Source organism: Pseudomonas sp. R1-15 (assembly GCF_051132085.1).
Taxonomy (GTDB): Bacteria; Pseudomonadota; Gammaproteobacteria; order Pseudomonadales; family Pseudomonadaceae; genus Aquipseudomonas.
Map to the genome: position 1 here is coordinate 3,159,860 of NZ_CP071660.1, position 18,614 is coordinate 3,178,473.

General features: G+C 62.5%; 15 protein-coding genes. 6 read left to right on the forward strand and 9 right to left on the reverse strand.

Annotated features, from left to right (window positions below):
* Positions 1–29 precede the first annotated feature (29 nt).
* The gene (locus J3P97_RS14230; RefSeq protein WP_434672007.1) at positions 30–1,502 is read right to left on the reverse strand and encodes a benzaldehyde dehydrogenase; all 1,473 of its coding nucleotides are present in this window, start codon (positions 1,500–1,502) and stop codon (positions 30–32) included.
* 283 nt (positions 1,503–1,785) lie between these two features.
* On the opposite strand from J3P97_RS14230, the gene J3P97_RS14235 reads away from it, so the two are divergent.
* Entirely contained in the window at positions 1,786–3,558 is a 1,773-nt protein-coding gene (locus J3P97_RS14235; protein WP_434672008.1) for a sigma 54-interacting transcriptional regulator, read from the forward strand.
* 211 nt (positions 3,559–3,769) lie between these two features.
* Here J3P97_RS14235 and J3P97_RS14240 read toward each other — a convergent pair whose 3' ends face one another.
* Complete coding sequence (locus J3P97_RS14240; protein WP_434672009.1) at positions 3,770–4,405, reverse strand: hypothetical protein; 636 nt, start codon at positions 4,403–4,405, stop codon at positions 3,770–3,772.
* Positions 4,406–4,415: 10 nt separating this feature from the next.
* The gene (locus J3P97_RS14245; protein ID WP_434672010.1) at positions 4,416–5,642 is read right to left on the reverse strand and encodes an RtcB family protein; all 1,227 of its coding nucleotides are present in this window, start codon (positions 5,640–5,642) and stop codon (positions 4,416–4,418) included.
* Positions 5,643–5,942: 300 nt separating this feature from the next.
* Here J3P97_RS14245 and J3P97_RS14250 point away from each other — a divergent pair, with 300 nt between their 5' ends.
* Positions 5,943–6,794 carry a CAP domain-containing protein gene (locus J3P97_RS14250; protein ID WP_434672011.1) on the forward strand — a complete coding sequence of 284 codons (852 nt, stop codon included), beginning with the start codon at positions 5,943–5,945 and terminating at the stop codon, positions 6,792–6,794.
* A gap of 132 nt (positions 6,795–6,926) precedes the next feature.
* Here J3P97_RS14250 and J3P97_RS14255 read toward each other — a convergent pair whose 3' ends face one another.
* Positions 6,927–7,817: a LysR family transcriptional regulator gene (locus tag J3P97_RS14255; protein ID WP_434672012.1), complete on the reverse strand. Its 891-nt coding sequence runs from the start codon at positions 7,815–7,817 to the stop codon at positions 6,927–6,929.
* A gap of 101 nt (positions 7,818–7,918) precedes the next feature.
* Here J3P97_RS14255 and J3P97_RS14260 point away from each other — a divergent pair, with 101 nt between their 5' ends.
* The 3 genes from J3P97_RS14260 to J3P97_RS14270 are packed head-to-tail and all read left to right on the forward strand — an operon-like array spanning position 7,919 to position 10,952.
* Positions 7,919–9,268, forward strand: a complete 1,350-nt coding sequence (locus tag J3P97_RS14260; RefSeq protein ID WP_434672013.1) for an acyclic terpene utilization AtuA family protein — start codon at positions 7,919–7,921, stop codon at positions 9,266–9,268.
* A complete protein-coding gene (locus J3P97_RS14265) occupies positions 9,268–9,591 on the forward strand; it encodes an AtuA-related protein (protein ID WP_434672014.1) in 324 nt (107 codons plus the stop codon). Before J3P97_RS14260 ends, J3P97_RS14265 begins: the two co-directional genes overlap by 1 nt.
* A 53-nt stretch (positions 9,592–9,644) precedes the next feature.
* A complete protein-coding gene (locus tag J3P97_RS14270) occupies positions 9,645–10,952 on the forward strand; it encodes a CitMHS family transporter (protein ID WP_434574031.1) in 1,308 nt (435 codons plus the stop codon).
* Positions 10,953–10,955: 3 nt separating this feature from the next.
* Here the strand turns inward: J3P97_RS14270 and J3P97_RS14275 are convergent, their stop codons facing one another.
* Positions 10,956–11,855: an NAD(P)/FAD-dependent oxidoreductase gene (locus tag J3P97_RS14275; protein ID WP_434672015.1), complete on the reverse strand. Its 900-nt coding sequence runs from the start codon at positions 11,853–11,855 to the stop codon at positions 10,956–10,958.
* 144 nt (positions 11,856–11,999) lie between these two features.
* Between J3P97_RS14275 and J3P97_RS14280 the strand changes: the two genes are divergently transcribed.
* Positions 12,000–12,449 carry an Rrf2 family transcriptional regulator gene (locus tag J3P97_RS14280; RefSeq protein ID WP_434600869.1) on the forward strand — a complete coding sequence of 150 codons (450 nt, stop codon included), beginning with the start codon at positions 12,000–12,002 and terminating at the stop codon, positions 12,447–12,449.
* Positions 12,450–12,614: 165 nt separating this feature from the next.
* On the opposite strand, the gene mqo is transcribed toward J3P97_RS14280, so the two are convergent.
* The 4 genes from mqo to ercA form a co-directional block, all read right to left on the reverse strand.
* Positions 12,615–14,258, reverse strand: a complete 1,644-nt coding sequence (mqo, locus tag J3P97_RS14285; protein ID WP_434630826.1) for a malate dehydrogenase (quinone) — start codon at positions 14,256–14,258, stop codon at positions 12,615–12,617.
* 377 nt (positions 14,259–14,635) lie between these two features.
* Complete coding sequence (locus J3P97_RS14290; RefSeq protein ID WP_434672016.1) at positions 14,636–15,841, reverse strand: DUF1624 domain-containing protein; 1,206 nt, start codon at positions 15,839–15,841, stop codon at positions 14,636–14,638.
* 206 nt (positions 15,842–16,047) lie between these two features.
* Positions 16,048–17,418 carry an ATP-binding response regulator gene (locus J3P97_RS14295; RefSeq protein WP_434672017.1) on the reverse strand — a complete coding sequence of 457 codons (1,371 nt, stop codon included), beginning with the start codon at positions 17,416–17,418 and terminating at the stop codon, positions 16,048–16,050.
* Positions 17,402–18,559 carry an alcohol dehydrogenase-like regulatory protein ErcA gene (ercA, locus tag J3P97_RS14300; protein WP_305501237.1) on the reverse strand — a complete coding sequence of 386 codons (1,158 nt, stop codon included), beginning with the start codon at positions 18,557–18,559 and terminating at the stop codon, positions 17,402–17,404. Before ercA ends, J3P97_RS14295 begins: the two co-directional genes overlap by 17 nt.
* Positions 18,560–18,614: the final 55 nt, after the last annotated feature.

Sequence of the window (18,614 nt, forward strand, 5' to 3'; positions counted from 1 at the left end):
TTTTTATCTGCCCCGTTGAAACCGACCGGTCAGAACGGATAGACAGGCGCCTTGTCCTTGACCGTGACCCACTGCCACTGGGTGTACTCGTCCCAGTCCGCCGGACCGCCGACGCTGCCGCCATTGCCCGAAGCACCGCGCCCACCGAACGGGTTGATGCACTCGTCGGCGACAGTCTGGTCGTTGATGTGCAGCATGCCGCACATCAACCGCTCCCCAATGGCCATGGCCCGGCCCACCGACGGTGAAATGACCGCCGCCGACAGGCCGTACTCGCTGCGATTGGCCAGCTCGATGGCTTCCTCGTCGCTGGCGAAACTGACCACGCTCGCCACCGGACCGAAGACTTCATCCTCGAAGGCACGCATGCCCGGCTTCACGCCGCTGAGCACGGTCGGTTGATAAAACAGACGGTCGTAGTTTCCGCCGGTTTCCAGCCTCGCCCCGGCGCGCACGCTGTCATTGACGATGTCGTGGACGCGCTGCAACTGGCGTTGGTTGATCAACGGTCCGAGCGCGGCTTCCTCGCGGGCGGCGTTGCCGACGGTCAACGCCCGGGCCTTATCCACCAGTTTCTGAATGAGCGCCTGAGCAATCGACTCATGGGCGAGGATCAACCCGGTGGCCATGCAGATCTGCCCCTGATGCAACCAGGCGCCCCAGGCGGCATTGCGGGCGGCGAGGTCCAGGTCGGCGTCTTCGAGGACGATCAACGGGTTTTTGCCGCCCAGCTCCAGCGCGACTTTCTTGAGGTTGCGCCCGGCCACTTCGGCCACCTTGCGACCGGCGCCGGTGGAACCGGTGAAGGCGATCATCTTCACGTTGGGATCACGGCACAGCGCTTCCCCGGCGTCGGCCGCACCGGGCAATACCTGCAACAAGCCCTTGGGCAGGCCTGCGGCTTCGAAGAGACGGGCAATCAGAAAACCGCCACTGACCGGCGTTTGCGGATCCGGCTTGAGCACCACCGCATTGCCCGCCGCCAGGGCCGGTGCCACGGAGCGCATCGACAATACCAGCGGGAAGTTGAACGGTGAGATCACGCCGATCACCCCATGGGGCAAGCGCCGCGCATAAGACAGGCGCCCGGCCTCGCTGGGCAGCACCACGCCATGGGCTTGAGACAGCATGCCGGCGGCCTGATGCAACAGCACGATCGCCTCGCGCACCTCGTGTTGGCCCTTGAACAATGCCGCGCCGGTTTCCCGTGCGACATACAGCGCCAGTTCCGCGAAGGAGCGTTCGGCGACGTCAGCCGCCTTGCGAAAGATCGCCGCCCGTTCCCGTGGACCGAGGACAGCCCAGGCCGGTTGCGCCAGGGCCGCATCGCGACTGGCCTTGGCGATATCGGCCGCATCGGCCGAAGCACTGCGCATCAGCGCCTCACCGGTGGCCGGCTCGATGATAGTCAGCAACGGGCCCGAGGCAGGCACCCAGTTCCCGTTGAAGACACATTCGGACGCGATCACCTGGGCTAGCAAGTGGTTTTCGGATGCAGACATTTAAAGCTCCCGGCTCTTTGTTGTTGTCATCGTTTGCCACGCCTTGCCGACGCTGGCGCAAACGCCGTAGGAGTGGCTGAGCAAGCCGTGTGCCGAATTCACCCGCGGTCCTGCACAAACTTGTCGCAAGGCTCTGGATCAAGGCTCCCCGGCTAGCAAAGGGCAACGTCGCTGGCGTCGAACCAGCCGCTGGCCGATCGCCACTTGTTCATTTGATAAAGTTATGCTTAATAACTATCTGGCCAGGTGTTCATTTCGACTACCACCATCAGGGGCAATAACAATGAATAATCCCCACTGTCCGCTGCCGGAGCGGATCGCTGCCGAGCCTTTTCGTCCACGCGGCGATAGCAAGGAACTGAGCGACAGCAGCTCGCCAACCCCGGCAGAACTGACCAACTGCCTGTTTTTCTCCCCCGATGACGGGCGTATCTGGCTCAACGACCAACGCATGTTGTTGCTGCACAGTTCGTCGTTCGGCGCGTTGCGTCGAGAAATCATCGAGCGCCAGGGACTGGAGCAGGCCCGGGGCATGCTCACCCGCACCGGCTATTGCTCCGGCGCCCGGGACGCCCGGCTGATTCGTGAACGCTGGCCCCACGCCGACGCTGCCGCGGTGTTTCGCGCAGGCACGCACCTGCATACCCTCGAAGGCATGACCAAGGTCGAGCCGCTGCATTTCAAGTTCGATGCGGAATCGGGGTTCTACGAGGGGGAATTTCTCTGGCACCACTCCTGCGAAGCCGACGAACATATCGCCGCCTATGGCACCGGGCAGGATCCGGTGTGCTGGACCGAGCTGGGTTATGCGATCGGCTTCGTCAGCGGGTTGTTCGGGCAACTGGTGGTCTTTCGCGAAGTGGAATGCCGGGGCATGGGGCATGAGCGCTGTCGTGTCGTCGGCAAGACCGCCGAACAATGGGGCGATAACGAGCGCGACCTGAGCTACCTGAATGCCTCACAGCCGGCGGCGCCTTTGTCGTCCGGCGCCAGGCCCGACCCAATGGCTGCCAGTGATCCCCTGCCTGACAGCGAACAACCGCTGATTGGCGCCAGTGCGGCGTTCAACGCGGCGACGCTGGCTCTGCAGCGGGTCGCCTTGACACCGGCCACCGTGCTGGTCACCGGCGAGTCTGGCGTGGGCAAGGAAATGTTCGCCCGTCAGTTGCACCAACTGAGCCGGCGCCGCCAGGGGCCGTTCATCGCCCTCAACTGCGCGGCGATACCGGACAACCTGATCGAAGCCGAGCTGTTCGGCGTAGAGCGCGGTGCCTATACCGGCGCCACCCATTCACGCCCCGGCCGTTTCGAGCGGGCCGATGGCGGTACGTTGTTCCTCGATGAAATCACCTGCCTGAGCCTGGCCGGCCAAGGCAAGCTTTTGCGCGCGTTGCAGAAGCGCGAAATCGAGCGGGTCGGTGGCGGCCATGCCATCAAGGTCGACGTGCGAGTGGTCGCGGCGACCAACCTCGATCTGCGCAAAGCCGTGGCGCAAGGCGAGTTTCGCGAAGACCTGTTCTACCGGCTCAACGTCTATCCCATTGCCCTCCCGCCCTTACGCGATCGCCGCGATGACATACCGTTGCTGATCAATGCCTTTCTCAAGCGCTTCTGCCGGGAATACGGTCGTACACCGGTGGGCCTGACCATGCGCGCCTTGAAGATGCTGCTGCGCTACGACTTCCCAGGCAACGTGCGGGAACTGCAGAACCTCATCGAGCGCGGCTTGATTGCCAGTGAAGAAGGCCAGGCCATTGATCTGGTGCATCTGTTTCGCGACGAGCGATTGCCGGCGGATGCGTATTCGGTGGACGGCAATGGCGGGCTCACGTCATTGGCGCCGGCCGCGAGCGACGCCACGGCGAAGGCGCCGTTGTTGCCGTCCCTGAGCCAATGGGACGCGGACTTCTCCATCGATGGCCTGGAGTCGCGCCTGATCAACGAAGCCCTGCAACTGAACAGCGGCAACCTGGCGGCGGCAGCCAGGTCGCTGGGCTTGAGCCGGGCGCAGTTCGCCTACCGATTGAAGAAACACCAACGCAATATCGACGAGTAAAACAGGCTCAGTGGGAGCGAGCCTGCTCGCGAAGACATCGGCCACAAACCCCGTGGCGAGGGAGCTTGCTCCCGCTGGCCTGCGCAGCAGGCCCCTGCATTTCTTCAGGCAGACCGCAGTAGCCTCTTTGCGACTGCTGCGCAGCCGAGCGGGAGCAAGCTCCCTCGCCACGGTTTTTTGTCAGTCCAATACTGGCCGGCGCTGGAAGCACTCAATCCGTGGTGCTCGCCGTCAGCACACCCAGGGTCCGGCGCTCGGGATTCCAGATGCTCAGGCACCACACGCCCCACCACTCCAGGCCATCAGCGAAATAGTCGCTCCAGGGATCCAGGGCGGGATCGGGCTCGTCGCTGGCCATTGCGTTGAAGTTGAAGTTGTCGACCCAATCCAGCACCACCACGCCGCTATCCGGCACAAGCCCGAGCAGTTCAAGCCACTCTTTGAACAGCGCCTGGGGCGTGTCGTTGACGAAGCGGGTGCTGTAGGGCGGCTCGCAGAACGCGTCGTACAAGGCATAGGCTTGCGGGTTGCGTTCAGTCTTTCCCGTGCGCATGAGCCGAATGACCTGGTCCTGACCCAGCGCCTTGGGAACGGCCTTGCTCAGGTCCCAGTGCATGCTCGGTGGGGCGATATCGGCATAGCGCGGATCAAGGCGCAGTTGGCGATCACGCTCAAGCCATTGCGCCTCGATGTACTGGAACAGCCGGTCCACGGCCTGGCGGTGCAGCGACTGATCGACGACTGCATCCGCCTCGGGAGCAAGTACCAGGAATTCGAAAGCACAACCGGCCGCCTCCATTCGCTGGCGCAACGCTTCACTGGCTGCCTGCTCGACAATGCTCAACATGCTGGCTCCGCTAACCTTTCACGCACACGACCTGACGCAGCGTATGCAGCACTTCGACAAGTTCACGTTGTGCATGCATTACCTTGTCTATGTCTTTGTATGCCATCGGAATTTCGTCAATCACCGCAGCGTCTTTCCGGCATTCCACATGGGCGGTCGCGCGGACCTGATCCTCGACGCTGAAACGCCTTTTCGCCTCGGTCCGGCTCATGACCCGGCCGGCACCGTGGCTACACGAACAAAACGATTGCTCGTTGCCCAGGCCGCGCACGATAAAACTCCTGGCGCCCATCGAACCGGGGATGATACCCAACTCGCCTTTCCTGGCCGACACCGCGCCCTTGCGTGTTACCAGTACGTCGTGTCCGAAGTGTCGCTCTTTCTGCACATAGTTGTGATGACAATTCACCGCTTCCAGCGCCACTTCGAACGGTTTGCCGATGACCTGCCGGGCGGCGCGTATCACCGCGTCCATCATCAAAGCCCGATTCTGCCGGGCGAAATCCTGGGCCCAGCCCACCGCTTCGACATAATCGTCGAAATGCCGGCTGCCCTCCTCGAAGTAGGCCAGGTCACGGTCCGGCAGATTGGCGAGGTGCTGGCGCATGTCGGCCTGGGCCAACTGGATGAACAGATTGCCGATGGCATTGCCCACGCCCCGGGAGCCGCTGTGCAACATGAACCAGACCCGGTTGGCCTCATCCAGGCACACTTCAATGAAATGATTACCGCTGCCCAGCGTACCCAGATGCTGCCGGTTGTTGGTCCGGGCCAGCTTCGGGTATTTGTCGGTAATCGCCTTGAAGCGCGCGGCCAGCGCGACCCACGCCTGGTCAGCCTCGCGTGGGACATTGCTCCAGGCGCCCTTGTCGCGTCCGCCATGGCTGAGACTGCGCCCATGGGGCACGGCTTTTTCGATAGCGCTGCGCAGGGCCTGGAGGCTGTCCGGCAAATCGGCGGCATCGAGCGAAGTGCGCGCGGCGATCATGCCGCAACCAATATCCACCCCCACCGCCGCCGGAATGATCGCGCCTACGGTGGGGATGACACTGCCGATGGTCGAGCCCTTGCCCAGGTGCACATCGGGCATCACCGCCAGGTGTTTGAAAATGAATGGCATTTTTGCCGTGTTCAGCAATTGCTGGCGAGCTTCGGCCTCCACCGGCACGCCCTGGGTCCAGAGTTTGATGGGCTTGCCGTTGGCGACTTCCAGCAGTTCGTAGGTTTTCTCGTGCATGGTCGCGGTTCTGTTCAATGACGAGCCGCGCTTGATTGCCGGCTCACAATTTCGACACTGGGCATGAACGCAGATTCAGCGAGGATTTGTCGAATGCGGTTGCGTGTCTGGATGTGGCGAGCCGGAAATAAGACGATGAAAATGGACCTATTCGCCTGAAAATTGATCCCACTACGTGAGGAGCGTCCCGAACGGTACCAAACGGTGCCGTCCCTGGGATTTCAAAAGAGCGTGAATACCGTTGCCCCAGCGGGGCAAAAATTGCGCATCATAGGCGCCGTCCGCTCAAGGGAGATTTACATGCGTGCCATTTTTTCCGCCATGCGTCTTGCCGCGCTGTCGCTGGGGCTGACGTTCGCCGTCAGTGCGGTAGCCACCGAAGAGACGAAACTGGTCGAGTCCATCAACCTCTACCGCAGCCAGTCCCAGAGCTGCGCCGGCCAGGCGTCCCTGGAGCTGCCGCCGCTGGCGATGGATTCGCGGTTGATCCTGTCGGCCAATGGCATCGGCGATCTGCAACAGGCGTTGGCCCGGGCGGCCTATCCGATGGTCAACGTGCAAGCGATCAGCCTGTCCGGGCCGCGCGACGCGCAAGCGGCGATGAAGGCCGTGCAGGAAAGTTTCTGCCAGGTCGTGCTGGACCCGCAGTTCATTGACGTCGGTGTCAGCCGACTGGACCGCGAATGGCGCATCGTCCTGGCTCGCCCGCTGTTGTCGGCGCGACTGGGCGATTGGCAAGCCGAGGGCCAGAAACTGCTCAAACTCATCAACAGCGCCCGCGCGCAACCGCGCCGCTGCGGCACCGAGGCCTACACCGCGACCACTCCGCTGGCCTGGAACGCCACCCTGGCCCTGGCGGCGGTAAATCACACGCGCGCCATGGCCAACAACAACTTTTTCGACCACAAGGACCGCGATGGCCGCACGCCCGGCGACCGCGCCGAACTGGCCGGCTACCTGGGCCAGGCCATCGGCGAAAACATCGCCGCCGGGCAAGACACGGCTTTGAAGGTGGTGGACGGCTGGCTGGCCAGCCCCGGGCATTGCGCCAACCTGATGAACCCGCAATTTCGCGAACTGGGAGCCGGGTATGCGGTGGACCCGAAAAGTGATGCGGGGATCTACTGGACGGCAATGTTCGGTACTCAATGACCGGTGCTGACCGGGCTTGCGCCTTCGCGAGCAGGCTCGCTCCCACAAAGGGTCCGGGTGAACGAAGAACCCGCGTGCGCCGCAATCAATGTGGGAGCGAGCCTGCTCGCGAAGGCGGCAGACGGCCCCACATCAAGCGCCCGCCTCACCCCCCCGCAAAACCCGCCGCAGATGTCCCATGAACTGGCTCAACGACGGCGATTGTGCCACCGGCTTGCGCTGCAACAGCCCGATCGAGCGCTTGGCCGGCTGATCGATCGGGGTTACAGCGCACTGTTCGCCGATGTTGAACACCGCCGTGCAACTGGCCGGCAACAAAGAGAATCCCAGCCCCTCACGTACCAGCGCCGTGGCCGTGCTCATATGCGCCACCTCCCAGGCTGGGATTGCATCCACGTTCAAATAGCGCAGCGCCGCGTCAGCCAAAGGCCGGATGCTCGTGTCAGGCGTCAGGGCAATGTAGGGCTGGTGCGTCCACTCATCCTGGCCGTCACCCTGCGAGCGCCTGTGGCTCAGCAGTACCAGATTGTCATCCAACAGGCGCTCGAAGCTCAGTCCGGACAGGTCGTCAGGCAGCGAACTGATGCCGGCGTCTACCTCGCCGCGCTGTACCCAGCCGAGAATCTCTCCGGCGCGGCCATCCAGCAGGCTCACCGTCACACCGGGGTTTTCACGCTGGAAAGCAGCCATGGCGATCGGCAGAAACGACGCGGCAGCCGTGGGCAAGGCCGCGAGCCGAAGCGTGCCGCGACTCAGGCTCAAGGTGTCGCGAGCATCGCGCACGGCATCGTCCATGTCCCGCAGCATGCGCCTGGCCTGGGGCAGGAAATGCTCGCCGGCTGGCGTCAACTCGACGCTGCGGGTATTACGCGCAAGCAGCTGCAACCCCATGCTCTCTTCCAGTTTGCGGATGCTGTAGCTCAGCGCCGGTTGTGACAGATGCAGCTGTTCCGCGGTGCGGGTGAAGCTTGAAGTCTCGGCGATGAGGATGAAGGCTCGAAGCTGTCGGAAAGAAACGTTCATGACCGGCTCATAAAATTACTGGATCAATTGATTCTATCTTTAAAATTCACAGATTAATTCTGTCTCTCCACTATGGGGCCACCCTTCAGTGGAACACGAACATGACAAAAACAATTCTCGTCGGGTGTGGCGCAGGTTTTGCCAATGATCGGCCCGACGCCGCGCTACGCCTGGCCCAGGACCTGGCGCAACGCAGCGGCCAGCGCTACATCATGCTGGAGCTGCTGGCTGAACGGACCCTCGCCGAGGCGCAATTGCGCAAGCGCCTCGATCCACGGTCGGGCTACTCCGCGCGCCTCTTCGACTTCCTCGAACCCATGCTGGACATTTGCATCGAAGCCGGCATTGCGATCATCACCAACGGCGGCGCAGCCAACCCCAGGGCCGCCGCGCAACGGTTGCGCGACGAATTGGCCGGCCGTTTCCCGGCGCTGAAAATCGCCTGCGTACTGGGCGACGACCTGCTCGAAGAAACGCCTCCGCGCTATGAACAATGGCTGTCGTCGAGTACCGATGAACAGCCTGTTTCGGTGAACGTCTACACCGGGGCCGACGGCATCGCCTTGGCACTGGCCGAGGGCGCTGGCATCGTGCTGTGCGGCCGGGTTGCGGATCCGTCCCTGGCGGTAGGCGCGATCCGCCATGGGTTGGGTTGGAAGGCCGACGATTGGCAAAAAATGGCCGTCGCGACCGCCGCCGGACACCTGCTGGAATGCTGCGCCCAGGTCACCGGCGGCTATTTCGCCCATCCCGGAATGAAGGACATCCCGGATCCGGCCAACCTTGGCTGCCCGATCGCCGAAATTCACCAGGACGGCCGCTTGATCATCGGCAAGACGCGCAACAGCGGCGGACGAGTCAGCGAGCAGACCGTCAAGGAGCAATTGCTTTACGAAGTCCATGACCCGCGACGTTATCTGACGCCGGACGTCGTGCTGGATCTGGGCGCGGCCCACGTACAGGACCTGGGAAACGACCGGGTGGAAGTCACTGGCGTGATCGGCCATCCGCGCCCCGACACCCTCAAGGGCCTGGCGGGTATGCGCGGACTCTGGTTCGGCGAGGCCGAGATTTCCTATGCAGGCCCCGGTGCCGTGGCGCGTGCCGCCCTGGCGCGCGACATCCTGCTGCAGCGTTTCGATCGTTTGGCGCCTGGTGTACAGCCCTGGATCGACCTGTCGGGAGTCGCCAGCCTGTTCAACGACCAGGGTGGCCGTTATCTGCAAGAACAACTGGCCCAGGCGCCTTTGCTGGAGGACGTGCGGGTGCGTATCGGCCTGACCCACACCGACCGATCGCTGCTCGAAACCCTCCTGGCAGAAGTCGAGTCGCTCTACACCAACGGACCGGCTGGCGGCGGTGGCGTCCGGCGCCACCTCGCGGAAGCCGTTACCACCCGCAGCTTCCTGCTGCCGCGTGATGAAATCCATACAGCCCTGGAGTGGTACTGATGAGCCTGGTAACCCTCGCCGACTTCGCCCACGCCCGTGCCGGCGATAAAGGCAACATCCTCAGCATCGCGGTATTTCCCCACGACCCGGCCCATTATCCCTGGCTGCTCCGGGTGCTGACCTGCGAGCGCGTCGCCGAGCAGTTCGCGACGCGCCAGCCCTCCAAGGTGCATCGCTATGAACTGCCGAACCTGAAGGCGTTGAACTTTGTGCTCGAGGACGCCCTGGAAGGCGGCGTGAATCGAAGCTGCGGTCTCGACCGCCATGGGAAAAGCCTGAGCTACCTGCTCCTGGCCTTGCGCCTGCCGGGACCGGAAGACTGACCGACTCGCCGCCCAAATCACCATCCGACAACAATAAAAAGAGAGGCTGCAACATGATTACAACCCTGGGTTTCCTGATGATGCTTGCCATTATCGGGCTGATATTGCTGCGCCGGATCAGTCCGGTGGTGGCGTTCACCACCCTTCCCGTGGTCGTCTGCCTGCTCGCCGGCTTCAATCTCGCGCAGATCGGCGAGTTCATCAAGGCCGGCCTGGTCACCGTCGCGCCGACCGCCGCGCTGTTTCTGTTTGCCATCCTGTTCTTCGGCATCATGCGCGACCGTGGCTTGTTCGATCCGCTGGTCAACCTGTTGATCCGCAGCACGGGCGGCAAGCCCCTGGCGGTGGCGCTGGTTACCGTTCTGGTGACTTCAGTGGTGCATCTGGATGGCGTCGGCGCCGCGACGTTCCTGCTGACGATCCCGGCACTGCTGCCCTTGTACAAGCGCCTGAACATGAGCCCGACGATGCTGTTGTGCCTGGTGGGTACCACGGCCGGGGTCATCAACATGGTGCCCTGGGGCGGGACGACTGCGCGGGCCGCTGCCGTGTCGGGGCTCGATGCCACTGAGCTGTGGCTGGGGTTGCTGCCGGTGCAGATGGTGGGCCTGGTGTGCATGCTCGGGGTGGCGACAATACTGGGGTCGCGCGCCCAGCGGCGCCAACCGATGTCGCTGGGCGCGGCCGCGACGCGTGACATGGACGACCTGCAAATGCAAAGCCGCGAATTCAGTCTGTCTCCCCGGCAGCTGCGCTACTGGCTGAATGTGGCCCTGACCGGCGGCATTCTGCTGTGCCTGTTCACCGGTATCTTTCCGCTGTACGCCTGTTTCATGGTGGGATTGGGCATCGCCCTGCCCTTGAACTTCCCATCCCTCGACGCCCAGGCCGAACGCCTCAAGGCCCACGCGTCCGATGCGTTGCAGATGGTTCTGGTGATGATGGCCGCCGCCGTGCTGCTGGGCGTGCTCTCCGGAGCGAAGATGTCAGACGGCATGGCCTTGGCGCTGATCGACATCCTGCCCGCCGGTGCTGCCCAATACCTGCATGTGATTGTCGGGTTCTTCGGCGTCCCCCTTGGAATGATCTTCTCGCCGGACGCCTACTATTTCGCCCTGCTGCCAGTGATCAAGGACGTCGCCATCGCCGCTGGCGTTCCTCTCGAAGCGGTGGCCCGGGCCATGCTGATCGGTGAGAACACCGGCTTCTCAATCAGCCCGGTGGTACCCAGCGTGTATCTGGCCCTGGCACTGTCCGGCGTAGAATTACGCAAGCACATGGCCTACACGTTTTTCTGGGCCTGGGGCGTCAGCCTGGTAATGCTCGCCTTTGCCGTGGCAACCGGGGCTGTTCAAGTGTGAAACTCAAGGGTGGGCTTGAAAGATCAGCGACCGATGTACCCCGGAGCCCGCCCTCACCCCATCGCCAACGGCCAGCGCGACCGAGCCGAACGGCATGGCCGCATCGCCGCAGGCAAATATGCCCGGCACGCTGGTTTCCCGGGTCATCGCGTCGCTTTGGATGAACGCGCCAAGCGGACCCTCTTCAAACGCGCAGCCCAGGGCTGCCGCGAGTGGACTGGCAACCCGCGTACGCGGCAAGACGAACAGGCCGTCGATGGCGACCACCCGACCGTTGACCAGTACCACGTCGGCCCGCTCGCCTTCGATACGCGCCACTCGCTCGGTCACCACGGTGACGCCACGCTGATCGAGGCTCGCTTGTTGCTCCGGATCAAGCTCCAGCACGCCATTGGTGAAGAACGTCGTCGGCCCCCAGTCGGGCAGCATCTGGGCGTGGTGCAGTGACATCGGCGAGGTTGCGAGAACGCCGATCGGCCCTTGGTCCAACTCGTAGCCGTGGCAATACGGGCAATGGAAGACGCTTTTGCCCCAGCGCTCAGTCAGCCCGTGCACGTCGGGCAAGTCATCAATCACGCCTGTGGCCAGCAACAGCCGGCGAGAACGGTAACGCAGGCCGTTTGCGGTCTCGACAATAAAAGCTTCGGCATCCCTGCTGGCTTGGGTCGCGGTGTCGCGAACCCATTCAACTGTCGGGTACGCCATGAGCTGAACATGGGCGTCGCCAGCTATATCGCCTGGGGCACGACCGTCCTGCCCGAGAAAACCATGGGATGTCGCGGCGAAGCGGTTGCGACGCTCACCCGCGTCGATCACCAGCACCTTGCGCCGGGCGCGGGCCAGTTGCAGACCCGCGGACATACCGGCATAGCTGCCGCCTGTAATGATGACGTCGTATTCCATGGGCGATCTCCAAGAGTGGTTTCGATGGCACGGCAAGTCTCGACACATCGTAAGTTTCTTGAAAAGCCACTGTCAACAGTCTCGTAACTTTTGCGATTACGGGTAATACTCATCCCCGCCCCAGTCATGGAATCTGTCAACCCGATGAGAAACGACACACGCCTGTCCCGCATGCTCCATGTATTGATCCACATGGAGCGCCACCAGCAATCCGCCACCTCCGACACCCTCGCGCAGATGCTCGGCACCAACCCGGTGGTCGTGCGCCGGACCATGGCATTGCTCAAGGAACAGGGTTACGTCACGTCGGAAAAAGGCCATCGAGGTGGTTGGGCCCTGGCCAAGCCGCTCTCGGAGATGACGCTGCTGGATATTCATCAAGCGTTGGGCAGCACATCGATCTTTGCGCTTGGCCTGTCGACCGACCACCCGCAATGCCTGGTGGAACAAGCGGTGAATGCGGCGCTGACGGACGCCTTCGACGAGGCCCAGGCGTTGCTGCTCAAGCGTCTGGGCAGCATTACCCTGGCGCAGTTGGCCGAGGATTTTGATGCGCGGTTTCGGGGCGCCCACGAGGTCGAGCCTCACCACTGATCCCTGTGGGAGCGAGCCTGCTCGCGAAGACGGCAGCACATTCGGCATTTAAGCAAACTGACACAACGCTTTCGCGAGCAGGCGCTCCCACAGGGGGGGCGAGCCTGCAAATGAAAACGCCGCTCAATGAGCGGCGTTTTTGTACCTCACCAGACAGCGTCCGGTTTACAGCGCCATGTCGGCCGCTGGGTTGGCCTCGCGAGGAGCAGCCGGTTGGGCCGGTGCTACCGCGGTGCCTGGCTTGCCGATAGCCGGTGGCGGGTCCAGTTGCAGGACTTCGCTGGTGTAGGCCCATTCCTGTGCGACACGCTCAGGATTGTCGTTCAGCTTGGTGCCGTAGCTCGGTACGATCTGGCGCAGTTTTTCCTGCCAGGCCGGGGTGGCTACCTTGTCCTTGAAGACCTTCTCAAGCACGCTCAGCATGATCGGTGCAGCGGTCGAGGCGCCTGGCGAGGCACCCAGCAGACCGGCGATGCTGCCGTCCTGGGAAGCGACGACTTCGGTACCGAGTTTCAGCACGCCGCCCTTCTCTTCGTCACGCTTGATGATCTGCACGCGCTGGCCGGCTTGCCACAGGCGCCAGTCTTCCTGCTTGGCGTCCGGGAAGTATTCCTTCAGCGCGTTGAAGCGGTCCTCATCCGACAGCATCAGCTGGCCGGCAAGGTATTCAACCAGTGGGTACTGTTCGATACCGACCTTGGTCATCGGCCACACGTTGTGGGTCGTGGTGCTGGTCAGCAGGTCGAAGTACGAACCGTTCTTCAGGAACTTGGTGGAGAACGTGGCGAATGGGCCAAACAGGATCACGCGCTTGCCGTCGAGCACGCGGGTGTCCAGGTGCGGAACCGACATCGGTGGCGCGCCAACCGAAGCCTTGCCGTACGCCTTGGCCAGGTGCATCTGGGCGACGGTCGGGTTTTCGGTTACCAGGAACGAACCGCCCACCGGGAAACCGGCGTATTCACGAGCTTCCGGAATGTCCGACATCTGCAGCAGGTGCAGCGCGCCGCCACCGGCACCGATGAACACGAACTTGGCGTCGGTCTCGGTTTCGGTACCGTCTTTCAGGTTCTTGTACGAAACGCGCCAGGAACCATCCTCGTTGCGAGTGATGTTTTCCACTTCGCTGGACAGCTTGAGCGAGAAGTTCGGCCTGGTTTGCAGGTGGGCAGCGAACTGGCGGGTGATTTCGCCGAAGTTCACGTCAGTACCCAGCGGGCTCCAGGTGGCCGCGACTTTTTGGCTCGGGTCACGCCCTTGCATCATCAGCGGAACCCACTTGCTGATCTGCGCAGGGTCTTCGGAATACTGCATGCCGGCGAACAGCGGGCTGGCCTGGAGAGCGTCGTAGCGCTTCTTCAGGAATGCGATGTTCTCGTCACCCCACAGGAAACTCATGTGCGGTGTGGAGTTGATGAACGAGCGCGGGTTCTTCAGCACGCCGTTCTTGACCTGCCAGGACCAGAACTGACGGGAAATCTGGAAGGCTTCGTTGATTTCGATAGCCTTGGAGATGTCGACCTTGCCGTTCTTGTCTTCCGGCGTGTAGTTCAACTCGGCCAGGGCGGAGTGCCCGGTACCGGCGTTGTTCCAGCCATTGGAGCTCTCTTCGGCAACACCGTCCAGGCGCTCGACCATTTCCATGGTCCAGCCCGGCTCCAGCTCATTGAGCCAGACGCCGAGGGTCGAACTCATGATGCCGCCGCCAATGAGCAAGACATCCACTTTTTTCGGCTCGGCGGCGTGCGTGGTCGCAAGACCCATCGCCATCGCCAGGCCCAGCAGCGCCGTATGTGTTTTCTTCAACATGTGTGTATCCCTAGGGTGGAACGCCATTCCGTCCCCCAATCCTGTTCGAGCAGGGTCCGCACCCATGCCGGCATGGCCAGCGGGCGGGGATCGATGGACTGGAGGAAGGACCTACAGGGGCCGAGCAATATCGGCCTCACATTTATGTCTCTCCGGCGCTGACTTCTTGTAGGTCTTGGCTTCAGCTGGGTGAGGGACACTGCAAAACGGTCTGGATCGGGCCTGCCAAGGCCGTGCCCGATTGTCGCAGCGGGGGAGTTTACAGAAGGAAATAAGCAGACCGAAGCGCATTTTTGCATTCGAGGTAAAAACGCCGACCAAATGACGGCGTTTTAATGGCTCGGTTGCGCGCAGTGGATACGCGCTTTGCCCCGAAATCAGAGGTACTTGAGGATCGCGATGTCGCGCCGACGTTGTTTCAACGCTGCGAACCAACGCGTTGGAAAAAACAGGACGACGCTCAACAACACGCTCCACAACCAGACCATCGGCAAGTGATCGAAGCCGAAATAAGCGCCCTGATTGGTGCCCCAGATAAACACTGCCACCAGATACATGGCCTTCAGCACGTACAGGTGCAGCAGGTAGAAGAACATCGGCGCGCCGCCATAAATGGCCAGAATCGCGATGCCGCCCTTCTCCTGGGCTTTTTCGAAAAGCGCCAGCAGGATCAGGCCCACCGCCAGCGTCGGCATCAGGAACATCAGTGACGGCGGGTACTTGGTCGCGCTCATGAAACTCATGACGGTGCGCAGTGCATCTCCGGTCTGGACCCAGGGTTTGTCACCGTAGACGTTGAGATAACGGATAAACATGAACGCCACCAGCAAGCCGATGCCGACCTTGAGCAGGCGCCGCACTCGCGTGGCCGCTTCGATGTCCTTGCCGAACCATGGCCCGATCGCCCAACCCAGCAGGATCACGCCGATCCATGGCAACACCGGGTAGGTGGTGCGTGCCCGGGTGAACTCGGTGATCTCGATGAACGACCGCTGATGAAGAATCGACCACGGCACAAAAAACGGCGAGTCCGGCCCCAGCACCACACCATCCAGCAGGTTATGCCCGGCAACGACGGCCACGCCCAGCACGATCAGCCAGCTGCGTTTGAAGTGCAGCAACGCCGCCAGGGCGATCATGCAGATGCCGATGCACCAGATGACCTGCAGCCACAGAGTCTTCGGCGGAAACTCGGCGTTCCAGGCGAAACAGACGAAGGTGAGCTCCAGGAATACCAGGAACAGACCACGCTTGAGCAGGAACACCGAAGTCTCGCTGGCGGTGTGTTTCTGGCTGTAGAGCCAGGCCGACAAACCGGTAAGGAAGATGAACACTGGCGCACAGAGCGTACTGAGCAAACGAGTGAAAAACAGGTCCGGGGTCACGCTCAATGCATCGATCGGGTCAGTGACCTGGCGGTGCAGCAGGAAGGTTTCGCGGACGTGGTCGACCAGCATCAGCAACATGACAAAACCCCGCAAGGCATCGATGGCGAGCAGGCGCGTCGCGGTTGTTGCGGTACTGGAAGCGAGGGTTGGAGCGATGACAGCGGACGGGCTTGTCGCGCTTGGGGATAGGCTCATGGCGGTACTCAGGAGTCGGGGCGTTGCAGGATCAGGAATGAGAATTCCTGCCAAAAGAAAGGCAATAACATAACACATACCACAAATAACCTGAACCCTGTGGGAGCGAGCCTGCTCGCGAAAGCGGCGTGTCAGCGAAATAAGTCCAGCTGATCCAACGGCTTCGCGAGCAGGCTCGCTCCCACAGGGTTTTGTGTGCGGACTGATTATCCCAACAACTGGCTCAACACCGCCCGCAACTTGCCCGGCTTGACCGGTTTGTTGAGCAGCGGCGCATTCAGCTTGCGCAAGGCACGGCGGCACTGGTCGCTGCGGTCGGCGGTGATGATCACAGCGGGGATCGTTTGCTGGAAATGTTCGCGCAGGTGCTTGACCACCTCGCAGCCGACCACCCCGTGGTCGAGGTGAAAATCCGCCAGGATCAGCTCCGGTGCGCGGCCTTGCAGCACATCGAAGGCGCCTGCTTCGTCGGTGGCGGTCAGGACTTCGCACCCCCACTGGCCGAGCAGTGCCGCCATGCTCTGCAAAATGCTCAGCTCATTGTCGATGACCAGTAACCGGCGCCCGGGCAACGGGTTTCCGGCGACGGCCTGAGCAGGCGCGTGGGTCAGGGGCAGTGGCTTTTCGGCAGACAATGGCACCTCGATGCTGAACACCGAGCCGCGTCCCGGTCGCGAACGCACCCGCACCCGGTAGCCGAGGATATGAGCGATACGCTCGACGATCGCCAGCCCCAGGCCGACGCCCTTGCGGTCCGCCGCGCGGCCGACATCCAGTTGGTTGAACTCGAGGAAAATCGATTCCAGGCAATCGCCGGCAATGCCCCTGCCTGTGTCCCAGACCTCCAGGCTCAAGCGCCCTCCCCGTCGCCGCGCCGCCAGGAGGATGCCGCCCTGGTCGGTGTAGCGACAGGCGTTGCTGAGCAGATTGCGCAGGATGCGGGTCATCAACCGCAGGTCGGTCAGCACCGCTTCATCGGCGAATCGCACGCGCAATTCCAGGCCCGCGGCGCCGGCCACCGATTGGAATTCCGACACCAGCAGCGCGAGCAGCTCATCCAGCCGATACGGCGCCGGGTCGGGTTTTACGGCGGCCTGGTCGAGCCGGGAAATATCCAGCAGGTCGGTGAGCAGGTCCTCGGCGCCTTCGAGCGCCTGGTGCGTGCGTTCCACCAGCAAATGCTCGGCTGCAGGCATCTGGCGTTCACGCAATGTAGCAATCAGCAACCGAGCGGCGTTGAGCGGTTGCAGCAGATCGTGGCTGGCGGCGGCCAGGTATTTGTCCTTGCTGCGGTTCGCGGCCTGGGCGGCGTCCCGGGCATCGCGCAGCTGTTGCTCGACCAACTCGCGCTGGGCGATCTGCTGTTGCAGGTTGTGGTTGGCCTCCAGCAACGCATCGGTGCGCTCCGCTACCCGTTGCTCCAGTTGGTCGTTGAGTTGCTGCAGATGCCGGCGGGCCTGTTCCAGTTCGGCGAGACGCGCCGCCAGCTCCGGGTAATGGCTCTTGCGCGTCGAATGATTGCCCAATCCCAGCAGCCCGGCGAGAGCCTTTTGCTGTTCGTCAGAGGGCTTCGCCATAGACGACCTCGACATCCCGCTGGCTCGACTCCCGTGGATTGGTAAGGATGCACGGGTCATGCATGGCGTGTTGCGACAGGAATGGAATGTCCGAGGTACTCACCCCATGCAAGCCGAGGGTTTCGTGGAAACCGATGGTGTGCTTGAGGGCAATCAGGTGTTCCACCAGCCGCGTGCGGATCTGTCGATGGTTGAGCCCGCGACAATCGATGCCCAGGGTTTCGGCAATCACCTTGAAACGCTCCGGCGCCGAGTTGTAGTTGAACGCCACCACATGCTCCACCAGCACCGCGTTGCACAAGCCATGGGGCAGGTCGAGGAAGCCACCGAGACTGTGGGACATGGCATGCACCGCGCCGAGGATCGCGTTGGAAAACGCCAGCCCGGCCTGCATGCTGCCGAGCATGATTTTCTCGCGCAGGGCGACGTCGGCCGGGTTGGCGATCATCTGCACCAGATGGGTGTTGATCAGGCGCATCGCCTCCAGCGCGTGAGGATCGGTCAACGGCCCGTGGCCGGTGGAGACGAACGCCTCGATGGCATGCACCAGCGCGTCGATACCGGTACAGGCCGAAAGGAACGGGTCCATGCTCAGGGTCGTCTCCGGATCGATCAACGACACATCCGGCACCGCCGCCTTGCTGACGATGGAAAACTTCATGCGCTCCTGCTGGTTGGAGATGATCACGAACTGCGACACATCGGCCGAGGTACCGGCCGTGGTCGGGATCAGGATCAGCGGCGGGCTGGGTACCTGCAGGGTGTCGACGCCTTCGAATTCGAGGATGCTGCGACCGTGGGCGACGACGATGCCGATCGCCTTGCCACAGTCCATCGGGCTGCCACCACCGACCGCGACGATCACGTCACAGTGGTTTTCACGGTACGTCTCGGCGCCCAGCATGACTTCCTCGACCCGTGGGTTGGGCGAAACGTCGCTGTAGATGCAGTAATCGATGCCCAGGGCTTGCAGGCTGGCTTCGACATCACCGACCCAACCGGCGGCGATGACCCCGGGGTCAGTGACCACCAGCACCTTGCGGGCGCCGAAGGTCTTGGCGTAGTTGCCGACATTGTGCCGGCAGCCGGCACCGAACATGATTTCAGGAGAAACGAACTTGCGCAGCGGGCTGAGGCTCATTTTTTCAGGGGGGCTCATCGGTAAGCCTGTTGTTATTGTCGTGGGATACCTTGAG